Genomic DNA, 16607 nt, shown 5'->3' on the forward strand with positions numbered 1-16607 from the left:
CAACGTTACAATAGGGAGGCATAAAAGTGAAAAAGAGAGTAGCAGCCGCAGTTTTAGGGATTATGTTAAGTGTGTCCATGGGTCTGGAAGTTCCAGCCGCAGCTTTGGATAGCGGATTTGAATCCGGATTTACATCTGAACAGGCAGCAGATGTGCAAACAGAAGACGGAGCAGAAGCAGTACAGCCGTCTGAGGATACAGAGGCACCTGCGGATACGGCAGCAGCTGAGGAGCAGCAGGCACAGGAAAGCCAGGACAAGGAAGAACATACAGACAGTGAAAATTCAGGAGAAAGTACAGATGGTTTTTCCGATGGCTTTACTTCAGGTGAAACAGTGGAGGAGAATGGAAGTACTGCTCCGGTAGATGGATTTGAAGCTGTTCCTGAAGGCACATTGGATGGGACTCAGGAAGTGCAGGCAGATAATTCAGACGGAGTATTTGACTGGAAAGAATGGGAGCAGACAGCTGATGGTTTTAAGCTTCGCAAGAAGAAATCAGCTGTAAGTGCAGCTGCTGAGGCTCAGAATGTGGCTGGTTCTGATGAGATTCAGGCTTTTGATGAAGTCCAGGAGAATGGCGAAGCAGCAGGTACGGAAAGTGTAGAGGCTGAAGGAACAACTGCTCAGGCTGAATATTATACTGCGGCAGATGGAATTGTAGAGATTACTACAAGAAACGAGGCTGGAGCAGTTCATACAGGAAGTTATCTGTTTGATGCCAATGGATTTCTGGTTACCGGCATTAAGACTTTAGCTGGAACGGAGAGTGCAAATGGGGCTGTTGGTGAATTCTATTTTACAGCTTCCGATAGTGCACAGGCATATACAGAATATAATGGACAGGGTGCTGCACTGGTACCGTGGAAGACCACACTTGGTCAGATGAAGAAGGATTACTGGTTGTGGAACAAAGAAAGCAGAAACTTCCATTATTATGGCGCAGATGGTAAGGCATTAACCACCGCACAGCTGGATGAAGCCGCCAAGGCAAATAATACATATACAGGATATTATAAGATCAATGATGAGTATTATTGTCTGGATGAGAATGGAACACCACGTACAGGGGATGTTACTCTGACAGTAAACGGAGTAGCTGCACAGTACTACTTCCAGCCAGCAGAAACAGATCAGGAAATTCCAGGAAAGATGTACCGTGATGGATGGAAGAGTTTTGTAGGAACAGCCGGTGAGCAGTGGAAATATTATGATTCCGGTGAGCTGGACAGCAGTAAGATTGGACAGCTTATGGTTCATGGCGTTATTGTAACAGATCTTGACGGACATAAAGATGCGGAAAATTCCTATCTGATCGATAAGAATGGCTATCTTCTTAAGAAGACTATGAAGAAAGCCACAGATGGCAAATATTATCTGACAGATAAGAATGGTTGCATTTATAAGAAGCGTATTGTCACTTATAAAAAGAAACAATATTATGTAACAGAAACCGGTGCAAGAGCAACATGGAAAAAGGTATGGCACCGCTGTCCTGGGGCTGGAAACAGAATGTACTATTTTGGTTCTACTGCTGGCCGGATTGTGAAGAAAACCGGATGGCAGAAAGTAACCACCTCTAAGGGGAAATTCTATGGCTGGTTCCTGTTCAATAAAAAAGGAAAGCATTATGCCAATACACTGAGAAACGGATATTATTTCAAAGCTGACGGAAGACTTGCCAGCGGAGTTACCGTAATCAATGGCAAGAGTTATTTCTTTAAACCATCTACATCTAATACAAGAAATGGCCAGATGGTTAAGAATGAAATGTTTGTTTACAAGAAAAAAACATATTTTGCAGACTCTAAGGGTGTACTTCGCAAGAGCGGATGGCAGAAGATTGATGGAAACTGGTATTACTTCAAGAATATGAGTCTTGTGAAGAATGCATTCGTGAAGAAAGGCAAAAAATACGGATATGTAGATGCCACTGGTAAGTTCACTACAGGCTGGGTGGTTGTAGACAATTCCCAGAATCTGGTTCGTTACATTAACCCGGATAAGAAGGGCTTTGTGCAAAATGAATCCAAGTGGATTGATGGTAAGCTGTATTATTTTGATAAGAATGGTTACAGAATCAATGACGTGACAAATATTTACAAATCCGGATATACAGTTGAAGTGGACCGTGTAAATGGTGTTATGACAATTTATGCAGATGCGAACCGTACAATTCCGGTTAAGACCATTCGTGTTTCAGTAGGCAATCCTGGAACAGATACTCCGACAGGCAGATATAAACTGACAAGATACAGCAGATGGCAGGCGCTTATGGGACCGTCCTGGGGACAGTATGGTACTCATGTAGATGGTGCTGGTCAGGGCGGAATTTTCGTCCACTCTATTGCATGCGGCTCAGCAAACAGCTATAATTTGCCGGTTAGTGCATATCTTAAGCTTGGAAGCCCGGCTTCCCATGGCTGTATCCGTACCTGTGTTGCTGATGCAAAATGGGTATATGAGAACTGCAATGGTTCCACTATTTATATTTTCGATGGAATCTATAAATCTGACGAAGTATTCAAAGGACCGCTGGGACGTCGCGCAATTACACCGCTGAAGGGAACTAAGAATGGCGGATACTATGATCCGACCGATCCGGCAGCTTAATAGCTTACTCTGAAAGATAGTTGTTGATAAAAAAACGACATAAAAAGCCAAAAAGGGTGTCTTAAAATTATCAGATTTGATGATTTTAAGGCACCTTTTTACTGTTTTGGAGAATAACATTGAAATTTGAAAATGGAAACTGTATAATAACAAAGTAACACATTTTTAACATCTTGTAAGAAACAAGCGAATAAGGGAAAACGGTAAACACTACTGGTCCGGTAAGGATTGTAACCTGAAACTGTTTATCAGGAGGAGATATGGGAAAATGGAAAAAATGGCTGTCTGCCGGTTTATATACAGCTATGCTTGGAACTGCAATAATTGCAGGACCAACTGCAGATGTAAGTGCCAATGCAGGAAATAAGCCATATAATATTGAAAATGTTTCACCAGATGCGCATCTGGCACCAAGTGTAGGAGATTCCTCTTCCAAGACAAGCTCAAAGGCATGGCACAAAATTGATGGAGTCTGCTACAATGGAAGTGGAAAGAAAGTAGAAGGAGCCATTACCAGAGGTATGGATATCTCAGAATGGCAGGGAAAGATCAATTGGAAGGAAGCCAAGAAAGATCTGGATTTTGCCTTTGTGCGTATTTCCTATGGAACCAGACATCTGGATGATTATTATGACTATAATATGACTGAGGCAGAAGCAGCAGATGTGCCGGTAGGAACTTATGTATACAGTCTTGCCAAGACAAACAAAGAAGCACTTGCTGAAGCGCAGTTGGCTATTCGTCAGATGCAGGGACATAAGGTTTCCTATCCGGTAGCTTTTGACCTGGAAGATGAAGCTACATTGGGAACCTTGACTAGAAAGGAAATTTCCCAGATAGCTCTCACATTCTGTGATGAGATTCGCAAGGCAGGATATACACCAATTCTCTACATGAATCTGAATTGGTATAATAATTTTGTAGACTGGAACGTTCTGGAAGGCTCCGGTCTGGATGTCTGGATTGCAAGCTACGGAGATACAATTCTTGCACCGAGCGCCAGCAAATACAAATACACCATCTGGCAGTGCACAGCTGGTGATGAAGTTCCAGGTATGATCAGTACCAAGAAGCTGATCAGTGGAGTTCCCAAAGAGAACAATGTGGATCTGAACTTTGGCTATGTAGATTATACAACCAAGGTTGTTCCCAGATGGAATTCTCAGGAAGGCTATACCCCTGCAAAACAGCCTTTATATTCAGATCCCAAGCTTCACAAGAATGGCTGGACCACTGTTAAAGGCAGAAAATATTACTACACAAATGATAAAAAGGCCAAAGGCTGGCTGGAAATTGATGGCAAGTATTACTGCTTTAGTTCCGTAGACGGACACTTATATAAAAGCAAGCTGATCAAGAAAGACGGCACTGCTTATTACGTGGACAAAAACGGTGTACGTGTAGAAAATAAAGTTGTGACAAAGAAAGGCAAGACCTACTATTTCGGAGCAGATGGCAAAGCCCTGACAGGTATGCGCAAGGTGGGCAGGAAATATTATTATTTCAGCACTACATCCTTTGCCATGGAAAAGAATTACAAATATGTAGCAGCTAACGGCAGCATTTACTATTTTGGAAGTAAAGGTTACCGTGCAAAGAACAAGTTTATCACCCTCACAGAGAATGGCAGGAAGAATACTTACTATTTTGGAAAAAATGGAAAGGCTTATAAGGGCTGGTACACCATCAAAGGAAAAAAATATTATTTCTACCGCGGAACGGGTGCCGGCGCAGGAGTACGTGCGCAGAACGTGAGCCTGACCAGTGCAGATGGACTCGTTTCCGTGTTTAACAAAAATGGTGTATGTACCAAACAGTACAGATTGGATGAACAGTAACCGCAACCAATAATCTTGATTTATCAGACGGAATCATGTATATTAGAGCGTGTTTGAAAAATCTCCCATAAATTGTGACACACATCTTGCAGAAAAACTTTTTCAAACATGCTTTAAGAAGTCGATAAGACTGTAAATTTGACTGAATATAAAATGAAAGATAAATAAGGAGAAAAGAAAATGGGAAAAATTAAAGTAACAAATTGTGATGATATTGAAGGATTAAAAGTAATTGAGCCAACCGTATTTGGAGATTCTAGAGGTTATTTTATGGAGACTTACAATTACAATGACTTCAAAGAGGCAGGAATTGACGTAGAATTCGTACAGGATAATCAGTCCAGCTCACGTTATGGTGTTCTTCGCGGTCTCCATTTCCAGCTTCATTATCCACAGGACAAACTTGTCCGCGTAGTAAACGGAGAAGTGTTTGATGTGGCTGTAGATTTAAGAGAGGGCTCCAAAACTTATGGAAAATGGTACGGAGTTGTTCTTTCAGCAGAGAATAAGAAACAGTTTTTTATTCCGAAAGGATTTGCACATGGCTTTCTGGTTCTTTCTGAGAATGCTGAGTTTACTTATAAATGCTCCGATTTTTATCATCCAAACGATGAGGGCGGTCTGATCTGGAATGATCCGGACATCAATGTACAGTGGCCGATTCCGGAAGGTATGGAGCTGATCTTCTCTGACAAGGATCAGAAATGGGGCAGCTTTAAGGAACTTAACAGATAGGAGACTGTAAATGCTTAAGTCTATTTTTTCCCTGCCGGCGGATTTATATAAAAACCGCCGGCTGGTTATGAAACTGGCAAAAAATGATTTCAAGACCCGATATGCAGGTTCTTATTTTGGAACCTTCTGGGCTTTCGTTCAGCCGGTGGTAACAATTCTGGTATACTGGTTTGTATTTTCAGTGGGGTTCCGGTCCAACACAGATGAACTGGGAGTCCCTTTTGTGCTTTATCTGGTAGCTGGTATTGTGCCCTGGTTTTTCTTTTCTGATGCGCTTTCCGGAGGTACCAATTCGCTTCTGGAATATAATTACCTTGTAAAAAAGGTAGTGTTCAACATTAGCGTCCTTCCAGTGGTAAAAATAATTTCCGCTTTATTTGTACATGGCTTTTTTGTACTACTGGCAATTATTCTTTATATATGTAACGGAAGATTTCCTGACTGGTACTACCTTCAGATATTGTATTATAGTGCATGCGTCTTTTTTCTTGTGTTGGGACTTTGCTATGCTACCAGCGCAATTGCAGTCCTTTTCCGCGATCTGAACCAGATTATTGGTATCGGATTACAGGTTGGAGTATGGTTGACTCCTATTATGTGGGTGTCAGAGAGCATGATCGGTGCCAACAGCCTTCTATACAAAATTCTTCAGCTGAATCCTGTATTTTATATTGTATCAGGATATCGTGACGCATTTATTATCAAGCGCTGGTTCTTCGAAAGACCAGTCTGGACATTATATTTCTGGATATTTGCCATTTGCTGCTTCCTGTTTGGAAACTGGATCTTTAAGCGGCTTCGGGTTCATTTTGCAGATGTTCTGTAAATAGGAGAAAAGCAGTTATGAATCGAAATGTATTCAGCGAAGAAGGCATGTTCGATGAAGTACAGAACTGTAGAGGAACTGAGCAGTTACAAAGCGGATAGAAAAGAAAGGAAACAACGTGGAAAGTAAAAACGCCATTGAAATAAGAAATTTGTCCAAGATGTATAAGCTCTATAACAGACCACTGGACCGCCTGAAGGATTCTCTGGGGCTTAGTCGTAAGAAGCTGTATAAAGAGCATTATGCACTTAAGGATGTTAGTTTTGATATTGGAGAAGGAGAATGCGTTGGTATTATTGGAACAAACGGCTCCGGAAAATCCACTATTCTGAAAATTATTACCGGTGTACTGGCTCCTACAGCCGGAACCGTAACCGTAAATGGAAGAATTTCGGCTCTTCTGGAACTGGGAGCCGGATTTAATCCGGAATATTCTGGTATGGAAAATATTTTCCTGAATGGTACCATGTTAGGCTTTTCCGAAGAAGAAATCAACGCAAGGCTGGATGAAATCCTCAGTTTTGCAGATATTGGTGACTTTATCCATCAGCCGGTAAAGACCTACTCCAGTGGTATGTTTGTACGCCTGGCCTTTGCTGTGGCTATCAACATAGATCCGGAGATCCTGGTAGTGGATGAAGCACTTTCTGTAGGTGATGTATTTTTTCAGGCGAAATGCTATCATAAGTTTGAGGAATTTAAGAAACAGGGCAAAACTATTTTGTTTGTAAGTCACGACCTGGGAAGCATTTCCAAATACTGCGATCGTGTTATTCTTTTGAATCAGGGTGTCATGCTGGACGAGGGTACGCCTAAAGCTATGGTAGACATGTATAAGCAGCTTTTGGTACATCAGGATCCGGTGAAACAGGCAGAAGGCTCAGAGACAAAGAAAGAAGACTGGAAACAGGGATTCCTTGTGAACCCGAACACATTGGAGTATGGGGAAAAACAGGCTGAGATCACAGACTTCGTTGTAATGGATTCCAAGGGACTTCAGACCAACACGATCGAGAAGGGGTCTAAATTTCAGATTAAAATGCGCATTCATTTTCATGAAAGCATTCAGCAGCCTATTATGGCTTTCACGTTCAAGAATATTCAGGGAACTGAGATCACAGGAACCAACACTATGTATGAAGGTGTGAATGTGGAACACACAGACGCAGGGGATGAGTGTGTAGTGGTTTTTGAGCAGAAAATGGATATGCAGGGCGGGGAATATCTTCTCTCCTTTGGATGTACCGGTTATCGGAATGGAGATTTTACCGTATTCCATCGTTTATATGATGCATGCAACATAACTGTGGTTTCTTCCAAAAATACAGTTGGATTCTACGATATGAATTCCAAAGTGTGGATAGAGGAATAATAAAATATGCAGGAAAAAATCGGAAACGTAACATTAGATTATGAATATTACCCAGGCGAGGATCTGTACAGCGATGGTCCTGTGGAAGAAGAACTTCTGGAAATTGCGAAAAATTATCAGGAGAAGGAACTAAACCAGTTGATCTATGAGCGAAACAGCTGGCCGGTCCTTTATCATTTTTCACATATTCGCCAGAATATTCTGGAGTGGCTTCCTATCACAAAAGAACAGAAAGTTTTGGAAATCGGGTCCGGATGTGGACCGATCACAGGAGTTCTCGCGCGAAAAGCCAAAAGTGTCACCTGTATCGATTTGTCAAAAATGCGCAGCACCATCAATGCATATCGAAATCGCGAATGTGATAATGTGAAAATTATGGTAGGAAATTTTCAGGATGTGGAGAGTAGCCTTACTGAGAAATATGATTACATTACCTTGATCGGTGTGTTTGAATATTCCCAGGGCTATATCGGGACAGCACAGCCTTATGTGGAAATGCTCCGACGCATTGTCCGCCATCTGGCACCGGGAGGCAGAATCGTGATCGCGATTGAGAACCGGCTTGGTCTGAAATACTGGGCCGGCTGCACCGAAGATCATGTGGGAAAATATTTTGAAGGACTGGAGAACTATCCGGATACCAGAAGTGTGCGGACTTTTTCCAGAAAGGAACTGTCTGATATTATTGACCAGGCTGGTGAATTTAAGACCACTTTCTATTATCCATATCCGGATTATAAATTCCCGATGACTATTTATTCAGACAAGCGTCTGCCGAAGAAAGGCGAGCTTCGGGATAATTTCTGCAATTTTGACCGTAACAGAATACAATTGTTCAATGAGGGAAAAGTATACGATTCCCTCACTGATGCAGGACTTTTTCAGGAATTTTCCAATTCATTCCTGGTGATTGTGGAAAGGAAGGAAAACAAATGAAAGAGATTATTTTCAGTAAATATTCCAATGAAAGAAGCCGTTCCTTCGCAATTCGCACTGACATTGTGGAAGAAGATGGGAAAAGATGGCTGGAGAAAAAATGGCTGTATCCGGAAGGAAAAGAACATGTTCTTCGCATGAAAAAATGGAATCAGAAGCTTGATCAGATGTATGGGGAAGTTCCGTTTCTGAGCAACAAGTGCGAGATAGGCGAAGACTGTGCTTATTTTGAGTATCTGGAACAGGAGAATCTTGCAGAATATCTGGATGATCTGCTGGGAAAGGGAGAAAAGGAAAAAGCTGAGAAAATTTTTACGGAATATCTGGAAAACGTACAGAAGCTTCACAGCAAAAAGCCGTTCACAATAACTGAGGAATTCAAAAATGTTTTCGGTGATGTGCCTATGCCTGGCGGACTGACATGTACAGATGTTACGAATATTGATATGATCTGTGACAATGTTGTAATGACCCGTCCATATACACTTCTGGACTATGAATGGACATTTGAGTTTCCTGTTCCCTGTGAATTTGTACTGTATCGGATCATCCATTACTATATACAGACGCATAAAGTGCGTGAAGTGCTGAATGCAGCCGGATTTTATGAGAAATTTGGTATTTCAGAAGTGATGAGAACCAGTTTTTCCAGAATGGAAAGCGGTTTTCAGGTATATATTACAGGCATGCATGTTCCTATGAGGGAGATGTATGCCACAATGACTCCAGGGGTGGAATATTTGTCCCTGAGTAATCTGGGACCGCTGCAGGTATATTTCGCAGAACAAAGAGGTATGTATTCCGAAGCAAGTTCTGTAAAAAGACCTATTATGGCCGGAAAGGTAAAATGCACCTTGAATCTGCCGAAAAGCTGCAGGTTTATTAGAATTGATCCAGGTGATCATCCGTGTACGGTACATCTTGCAGCAATCCGTTTTGACAGGATGCCAGCTTCCCTGGACGGGGTTCTGACACCCGAAGGAACAATCTGCGGCAGCTGGGCTTTCCTTTCGCGGTTTGATCCCTGTATTGTAGATATAGAGGTTCCGGAAGGTGCTAAGAATCTTACACTGAATCTGGAGATTGATGAGGCAAAGGAAGATATGCTGAATGAGATCTGTTCCCTTGAGGTGAGAAGCCACAGTCTTAAAGGAGTGCTTGGAGAGCGGGCGAGAGAAGCAGTGGGCCGTTTGAAAAATGGTCGGGAATCTTCTGCAAAGAAAGGAAAGTAGAATGAATCAAAAGGTAATGCTGGTTGAAAAAGAACGGTTTCTTTTGAATGATAATTGCAAATATATGATCACAGGAAGGGTTTCAAAGGAAGCAGATATAGAGTGTTATCTGGATGGTATCCGCCTTCCTTCTGAGGCAAACCTGATTACTGTGATGACCGGATTTATGAGGGCTGTGGAGACGAAAAATCCAGGAGGCAAATGGGTGGAGGTATTAGTTACCCTGCCTGAAAATCTGCAGAATTACAAAAAACTTGAGGTGTACGCTGTTAACGGAAAGGAGCGTTTCCTCTGGTATAAGATGAAAACCTCGGATCTTATGAGAAAACAGGGAAAACCTCAGCTTTTTGTTGATGGGGAATCTATAGTCAGAGAGCAGAAGAAGGTTATCCTTGCCGGCTGGGCGGTAGGAACTACACCGGTTTCCCTGCAGGTATATGATGAAAATAAAAAGCCTGTGAAAATAACCCTGAAGCGGAATACCCGAATGGACGTGGCAGAAATGTTTCGGGAATGCGAAGTGAATAAGGATTGCGGATTCCATATCCAGGCAGAAAATGTATCTGGAAAGAAGGCTTATCTTGTTGCAAAGGATGAGAACGGAAAAAAGGCAGTCTACCAGATTGGTATTTCAAAGGGCGAACGCTTTAAGGCAAAAGCCAGCCTTTATTCGAAAAAGGCAATGGAGAATTATCGTTCCAATGGCATTCATACTGTGATCCGGAAGTCGCTGATCAAGCTGGAAGCATTGAGCAAGGGAGACGGTCTTTACCAGACCTGGCTGAAGGAGAACAGGGTTACTAAGAAAGAACTGAATCAGCAGAGAAAGACTGTTTTTCGGGAGAACATTAAGTTTAGCCTTGTGGTTCCTCTCTATAAGACGGATAAGTACCTTTTGAAGGCTCTTGTGGATTCTGTGCTGGCGCAGACATACAGCAACTGGGAACTTTGCCTTTCAGATGGAAGTGGAGCAGATTCTCCGATCCGCAGTATTCTGGAAGAGTATCAGAAAAAGGATCCAAGGATCAAAGTTGTTTTCAATGAGAAACAGCTGCAGATTTCAGACAATACAAATGCTGCTATTGGAATTGCCACTGGAAATTATATTGCATTTGCAGATCATGATGATACCCTGGCAGAGGAAGCTTTTTATCAGATGGCGAAGGAGATCTCACAGCATCCGGAGGCGGATCTTATTTATTCCGATGAGGATATTATTGATATAAGAGGAAATCGGCTTTTCCCTCATTTTAAGCCGGATTTTAACCCGGATTATCTGTGCTGCGTAAATTATATCTGCCATCTGGTGGTTGTAAAGAGAACACTTCTCGACCGAGCAGGACTTCTGAGACCAGAATATGACGGTTCTCAGGACTTTGATTTTCTGCTTCGCTGCACGGAGCATACAGACAGTGAGAAGATCCGCCATATTCCCAAAATTCTGTATCACTGGAGAAGCCATGAGGGTTCCACTGCGGGCAATCCGGATGACAAGCCATATGCAGTGATCGCAGGAGAAAAGGCACTTGCAGGGCATTATGAGCGCATGGGAATTAAGGCAGAGGTGGAATACACTGGATGCCCGGTCGTTTTCAGAACCCATTTTGTTATAGAGGGTGACCCGAAGGTATCAATTTTGATTCCGAATAAGGATCATACAGAGGATCTGAATAAATGTGTGACTTCCATTCTGGAGAAGAGCACCTGGAAAAATATCCAGATTATCGTAATTGAGAATAACAGTGAGAAGGAAGAGACCTTCCACTATTATGAGGAACTTGAGAAGCGGTATCCTCAGGCAAAAGTGGTTACATGGGATGGTCCCTTCAACTATTCAGCAATCAACAATTTTGGTGCAAAATATGCGGATGGAGATTATTTACTTCTGTTGAATAATGATACAGAGGTTATTACTCCAGAGTGGCTGGAGAACATGATGGGCTATTGCCAGAGAGAGGATGTGGGCATTGTAGGTGCCAAGCTCCTTTACCCGGATAATACGGTTCAGCATGCTGGTGTCGTGGTAGGAATCGCAGGTTTTGCAGGACATATTCTTACCGGATATGACAGATATGCCACAGGATATTTGTGGAGACTGGCAACTACACAGGATGAGAGCGCAGTAACAGGCGCCTGTCTGATGGTGAAGCGAAGCGTTTTTGAGGAACTTCATGGGCTGGATGAAAGCTTTGCAGTGGGACTGAATGATATTGACTTCTGTCTTAGGGCAAGGGCACTTGGTAAACTGGTTGTATTTACTCCGGAGGCCTGCCTGTACCATTATGAATCTAAGTCACGCGGACTGGAGAATACGCCGGAGAAGAAGGCGCGTCTTCAGAAAGAGGTGGATCATTTCCGGGAACGTTACAGAGATTTTCTGAAAAAGGGTGATCCGTATTACAATCCGAATCTGAGCATTGTGAGAGGGGATTGTGCATTCAGGATGGCGTATGAGAAGAAGGATGAAATAGTTTGATGCAGAACTAATATAAAAACCCAGTCGGGAGAGGAAGATACCCTGTCCTGACTGGGCTTTTTATTAGGATTTTACGATTTTCACGATCCTCCAGATCAAAAGAATCAGAAGAAGTAAGAATACACCGGCAATTACAAAATACGGAATTTCAGTGTGATTATCGGAGTAATCCTTGGCAGCCTGCATGTGCTGCTGACCTTCCTGGACGGAGGCAGTATCATCAGACTGAACAACTTCAAGGACTGCAGATCCCACAGAAGTGCCGTTAAAAAGGTAGGTGCGGTCAATCTGGTCGCCGTTCTGGGAATCTTCTGTGGTAAGGCTATCGGCACCGGTGCCGGCTGGAACTACTACGTCACCGCCGGAGATAATGCTGAAATCGCTGTCTCCAAGGGATAAAGTTACAAACTGATCGAATCCATAATTGAGAATAGAGGCTGCATCAGGAGCTGTCTGACCGGAAGCACCTTTCAGGACTACGCTGATCAGAGTCATGCCATTTCGCTGGGCTGCACATACCAGTGTACTTCCGGAGGCTTCCGTATAACCTTCCTTACCGCCGATACATCCTTCATAAAATCCGGTGCTGCCAGTATCTGTCATGGTGAATTTGCTGGTCAGGTTACGGGCTGCCGCTTTATTGGTGGCAGGGATCGTGTAGCTGGTGGCTGCTGCGATGGTTCTGAAAGACTCATTCTGGATGGCGGCCTGCATGATCAGCGCCATGTCGTGGGCTGTAGTGTGCTGGTTGTCATCCGGAAGTCCGGTGGGATTCGTGAATACGGTATTGGTACATCCAAGCTCCTGTGCCCGGGTATTCATCTGCTGGACAAAGCCGTCTACAGAACTGCCTACATGCTCTGCAATCTGCAGTGCAATATCATTGGCAGAGGCAACCATAATGGCATACAGGCACTGCTCTACAGTGAAGACCTCGTCAACCTGTGAGGAAATACTGGCACCACCGTCTGTGACACCGGAAACTCCGGTGGCGGTCATGGTAACCTCATCTGTGAGCTGTGTATTCTCAAGAGCCAGAAGACAGGTCATGATCTTGACTGTACTTCCAGGGAAAAGTACTTCGTCTGCATTCTTGGAATAGAGAATGGTATTGGTGGTATTCTCCATGACTACAGCCGCTTCAGAAGAAATATCGGAAGCCTGTGGCCATCCGGAAATGGAATTGGTAGATATGGTACCTGATGCTTCAACTGCTGCACTCTGGTCTGCCTCTTCTGCAGATATGGGAACCTGGAAAAGAAGAGATGCAAAAAGACCAAGAGCCAGAAAAACTGAGGTTATCTTTCGCTTTTTCATAGTATAATGAACTCCTGTATTAAAATAAGGGTATCTGCAGTGCTGTCTGTGAACAACATGGTAACACTCTTTCTGACAGTGCAGATACAATTCTGCTGCAAGTATAACATATAGTATATTTTTCCTGTAAAATAGAAAAATATAATACAAATATAATCATATCCTAAAATGTGGTTCAATTCAACCTTTCTTTTACAGCTTCCTTGCAAAATTGTTTCTTCAATGTTAAAATAGGGTCATTATAAAAGCAAAGGATTTTAATATGAGCGATAAAAACGGATCAGAGGGACGGATCCAGTGGTCTCGTTTCTTCAAAAAATTATCTCCTTACATGATCCAGAAGGGACTTTTGTATCTGAAGCATTATGGTCCCAGGGAGTTCTGGATACGGCTGCACGAGCGCTTTGAGCCGGAGGAGATCCCTTATGGTCCCTGGTACGCGGCATATGTGCCGGACCAGACGGTCCTTGACAAACAAAGAAAGAAAAAATTTGCTTACGCACCTCTTATCAGCGTGGTAGTTCCGGCTTATCGTACTCCGGAATTATTTTTGCGGCAGATGATCGATTCACTGGAAGCACAGACCTATGAGGACTGGGAGCTTTGCATTGCCAATGGAAGTCCGGAAGATCAGTCCATGAGAAAAGTGCTGGAAGAATACAGCAGCAGGGACAGGAGAGTACGCTGGCAGGAACTCACTGAGAATAAAGGGATTGCAGAGAACACCAATGCTGCATTTGCCATGGCAAAGGGAGAATTTGTGGGGCTTCTGGATCATGATGATCTTCTTGCGCCAAATGCTCTTTACGAGGTTGTGAATGCACTGAACCAGCATGAGCACGGGGATGCAGTATACACAGATGAGGATAAGGTGACTGCTGAACTGGATGAGCATTTTCAGCCGCACCTGAAGCCAGATTTTAATATTGATCTGCTTCGTTCCAATAACTATATCTGTCACTTTTTTGTTGTGCGGCGGCAGCTTGTAGAAGAAGTGGGCGGATTCCGCAGGGAATTTGACGGAGCACAGGACTATGATTTTATTTTCCGTTGTGTGGAAAAAGCCAGGGAAGTGGTGCATGTACCGGAGATTTTGTACCATTGGCGTACCCACAAGGCATCTACTGCTGATAATCCTGCAAGTAAGATGTACGCTTTTGAAGCAGGCAAACGTGCTATCGAGGCACATCTTGAGAGGACTGGAGTAAAAGGCACTGTAAGCCATACTCCGGATCTTGGATTTTACAGAGTGAAATACCCGGTACAGGGACATCCGCTTGTTTCCGTTATCATTCCCAATAAAGACGAGAAGGAAACTCTGGAGAAATGCCTGGAATCTATTAAGAAGAACACACTCTACGACAATTATGAGATCATTATCGTGGAGAATAACAGCACTACAGATGAGATTTTTGATTATTACAGGAAGATTTCAGAGGATCCCAGGATCCATCTGATCTGCTGGAAAAAGGAATTCAACTATTCCGCGATCAACAACTTTGGGGTTAAAAATGCCAGAGGTGAATATCTCCTTTTTCTGAATAATGATGTAACGGTCATTACAGAGGACTGGATGGGAGAAATGCTGGGGGTGTGTCAGCGAAGAGAAGTGGGCGCGGTAGGTGTGAAACTGATCTATCCGGACAATACCATCCAGCACGCAGGCTGTGTGATCGGAATTGGTGGAATTGCAGGTCATATGTTTGTGGATATGCCTGCGGATCGTACCGGATATCTCCACAAGGCGTCTATTTTACAGGATATGAGCGCTGTAACTGCAGCCTGTATGATGATGAAGCGCAGTGCTTTTGACAAAGTGGGCGGCTTCACAGAAGAACTTGCAGTCGCCTTTAACGATGTGGATCTGTGCCTGAAGACTACGAAAGCAGGTTATCTGGTGGTTTATGATCCTTATGCAAGGCTTTATCATATGGAATCCAAGACCCGCGGAGCAGAGAACAATGAGGTGAAAGTCAGACGTTTCCAGCGGGAAATCGAATATATGAGATGTAACTGGATCGATATTCTGAAGAACGGTGATCCCAATTATAATAAGAATCTTTCCCTGACCAAGTGGAATTATTCTTTAAGACCACTTCCGGGCATGACCGGCAAAAAGGAGGAAGACTAAGAAGACATTATGCAGGAAGTATCAGTCATTATTCCCAATTATAATGGGATGGCATATCTGGAGGGTGTGCTTTCAAGCCTGGAGCAGCAGGCGTTTCAGAATTTTGAGACCATTCTGGTGGACAATGGATCCTCAGATGGAAGCGTTGCCTTTGTAATGGGGAACTTTCCCTGGGTACACATTGTGGAGCTGCCAGATAATTTCGGCTTTTCAAGAGCTGTAAATGAGGGGATTTATGCATCACGGACACCTTATGTGCTCCTTTTGAATAACGATACAGAAGTAGATAAGAATTTTGTGGGGGAAATGCTGGCAGCTATAAAGCGTCATAAGAAGGCCTTCTCCTGCAGTGCAAGGATGATCTGTTATCATGACCGGAATAAACTGGATGATGCAGGAAATTATTATTCTGCTCTTGGCTGGGCATATGCCCGGGGCAAAGGAAAGGATATTCATTCCTTTGAGAAGGAAGGGCGGATATTTGCTTCATGCGCTGGCGCAGCTATTTACCGTAAGAAGGTTTTTGAGAAAATCGGATATTTTGATGAAGAGCATTTTGCATATCTGGAAGATATTGATGTGGGCTATCGTGCCAGGATCTTTGGATATGAGAACTGGTATGTGCCAGCTGCACTGGTCTATCATGTAGGCAGCGGAACAAGCGGATCCAGATACAATCAGTTTAAGACCAGATATTCTTCAAGAAATAATATTTATCTGATCTACAAAAATATGCCGGTTCTTCAGATTATTTTGAATCTTCCTTTTCTGGTGCCGGGCTTTGGCATGAAGATCCTGTTTTTTTCCCAGAAGGGAATGGGCAGGGAGTATGTGGCAGGAATCAAAAATGGGTTCCAGATCAGCCGCAGAAATAAAAAAGTGAAGTTCCACATGAGAAATCTTGGAAGATATGCAAGAATCCAGCTGGAATTGTGGTGGAATATAATTTACAGATTTATGGTATAAAAAGTTTGTGCAGAAGTGATTCGTTAGTATTTCGTAACTATTTTTCACATTAATGTATGAAGAATTTATTGCAATTCTGTTTTATCTATTATAAGATAGAGAAAGTCACAGACCAGATAGTGCTTAAAGCGTAAGATGTGGATGAAACGCGCAGCAGGAACAGGTT

General features: G+C 43.1%; 11 protein-coding genes. 10 read left to right on the forward strand and 1 reads right to left on the reverse strand.

The window, feature by feature from the left end; all coding sequences use genetic code 11:
- The first annotated feature begins 26 nt into the window (after positions 1–26).
- From ABHC48_RS07310 to ABHC48_RS07345, 8 genes are all read left to right on the forward strand, one after another.
- Positions 27–2612 carry a L,D-transpeptidase family protein gene (locus ABHC48_RS07310; protein ID WP_347505330.1) on the forward strand — a complete coding sequence of 862 codons (2586 nt, stop codon included), beginning with the start codon at positions 27–29 and terminating at the stop codon, positions 2610–2612.
- Between the two features lie 260 nt (positions 2613–2872).
- Entirely contained in the window at positions 2873–4450 is a 1578-nt protein-coding gene (locus ABHC48_RS07315; protein ID WP_270413527.1) for a GH25 family lysozyme, read from the forward strand.
- A 180-nt stretch (positions 4451–4630) separates the two neighbouring features.
- On the forward strand, positions 4631–5185 hold the full coding sequence (rfbC, locus tag ABHC48_RS07320; RefSeq protein ID WP_118579668.1) for a dTDP-4-dehydrorhamnose 3,5-epimerase: 555 nt from the start codon (positions 4631–4633) through the stop codon (positions 5183–5185).
- A gap of 10 nt (positions 5186–5195) precedes the next feature.
- Positions 5196–6011: an ABC transporter permease gene (locus tag ABHC48_RS07325; RefSeq protein WP_173773102.1), complete on the forward strand. Its 816-nt coding sequence runs from the start codon at positions 5196–5198 to the stop codon at positions 6009–6011.
- A 118-nt stretch (positions 6012–6129) separates the two neighbouring features.
- Positions 6130–7383 carry an ABC transporter ATP-binding protein gene (locus tag ABHC48_RS07330; protein WP_270430752.1) on the forward strand — a complete coding sequence of 418 codons (1254 nt, stop codon included), beginning with the start codon at positions 6130–6132 and terminating at the stop codon, positions 7381–7383.
- A 6-nt stretch (positions 7384–7389) separates the two neighbouring features.
- On the forward strand, positions 7390–8319 hold the full coding sequence (locus ABHC48_RS07335) for a class I SAM-dependent methyltransferase (RefSeq protein WP_347505333.1): 930 nt from the start codon (positions 7390–7392) through the stop codon (positions 8317–8319).
- Positions 8316–9551, forward strand: coding sequence for a hypothetical protein (locus ABHC48_RS07340; protein ID WP_347505335.1), 1236 nt, complete (start codon positions 8316–8318; stop codon positions 9549–9551). The genes ABHC48_RS07335 and ABHC48_RS07340 overlap by 4 nt, the downstream gene beginning before the upstream one ends.
- Before the next feature lies 1 nt (position 9552).
- On the forward strand, positions 9553–12027 hold the full coding sequence (locus ABHC48_RS07345; RefSeq protein ID WP_347505337.1) for a glycosyltransferase family 2 protein: 2475 nt from the start codon (positions 9553–9555) through the stop codon (positions 12025–12027).
- A gap of 63 nt (positions 12028–12090) precedes the next feature.
- On the opposite strand, the gene ABHC48_RS07350 is transcribed toward ABHC48_RS07345, so the two are convergent.
- Entirely contained in the window at positions 12091–13344 is a 1254-nt protein-coding gene (locus tag ABHC48_RS07350) for a D-alanyl-D-alanine carboxypeptidase family protein (RefSeq protein WP_347505339.1), read from the reverse strand.
- A gap of 262 nt (positions 13345–13606) precedes the next feature.
- On the opposite strand from ABHC48_RS07350, the gene ABHC48_RS07355 reads away from it, so the two are divergent.
- Positions 13607–15475 carry a glycosyltransferase family 2 protein gene (locus ABHC48_RS07355; RefSeq protein ID WP_347505341.1) on the forward strand — a complete coding sequence of 623 codons (1869 nt, stop codon included), beginning with the start codon at positions 13607–13609 and terminating at the stop codon, positions 15473–15475.
- Positions 15476–15484: 9 nt separating this feature from the next.
- The gene (locus ABHC48_RS07360) at positions 15485–16441 is read left to right on the forward strand and encodes a glycosyltransferase family 2 protein (RefSeq protein ID WP_204453856.1); all 957 of its coding nucleotides are present in this window, start codon (positions 15485–15487) and stop codon (positions 16439–16441) included.
- Positions 16442–16607 lie beyond the last annotated feature (166 nt).

This window comes from Ruminococcus sp. 1001136sp1 (assembly GCF_039841815.1).
Taxonomy (GTDB): Bacteria; Bacillota; Clostridia; order Lachnospirales; family Lachnospiraceae; genus Blautia_A; species Blautia_A faecis.

What these genes read in the sequence shown, in the direction of transcription:
- ABHC48_RS07355 (WP_347505341.1), top strand. Translation starts at nt 13,607, where the DNA reads ATGAGCGATAAAAACGGATCAGAGGGACGGATCCAGTGGTCTCGTTTC.
- ABHC48_RS07345 (WP_347505337.1), top strand. Translation starts at nt 9,553, where the DNA reads ATGAATCAAAAGGTAATGCTGGTTGAAAAAGAACGGTTTCTTTTGAAT.
- ABHC48_RS07335 (WP_347505333.1), top strand. Translation starts at nt 7,390, where the DNA reads ATGCAGGAAAAAATCGGAAACGTAACATTAGATTATGAATATTACCCA.
- ABHC48_RS07325 (WP_173773102.1), top strand. Translation starts at nt 5,196, where the DNA reads ATGCTTAAGTCTATTTTTTCCCTGCCGGCGGATTTATATAAAAACCGC.
- rfbC (WP_118579668.1), top strand. Translation starts at nt 4,631, where the DNA reads ATGGGAAAAATTAAAGTAACAAATTGTGATGATATTGAAGGATTAAAA.
- ABHC48_RS07340 (WP_347505335.1), top strand. Translation starts at nt 8,316, where the DNA reads ATGAAAGAGATTATTTTCAGTAAATATTCCAATGAAAGAAGCCGTTCC.
- ABHC48_RS07315 (WP_270413527.1), top strand. Translation starts at nt 2,873, where the DNA reads ATGGGAAAATGGAAAAAATGGCTGTCTGCCGGTTTATATACAGCTATG.
- ABHC48_RS07350 (WP_347505339.1), bottom strand. Translation starts at nt 13,344, where the DNA reads ATGAAAAAGCGAAAGATAACCTCAGTTTTTCTGGCTCTTGGTCTTTTT.
- ABHC48_RS07360 (WP_204453856.1), top strand. Translation starts at nt 15,485, where the DNA reads ATGCAGGAAGTATCAGTCATTATTCCCAATTATAATGGGATGGCATAT.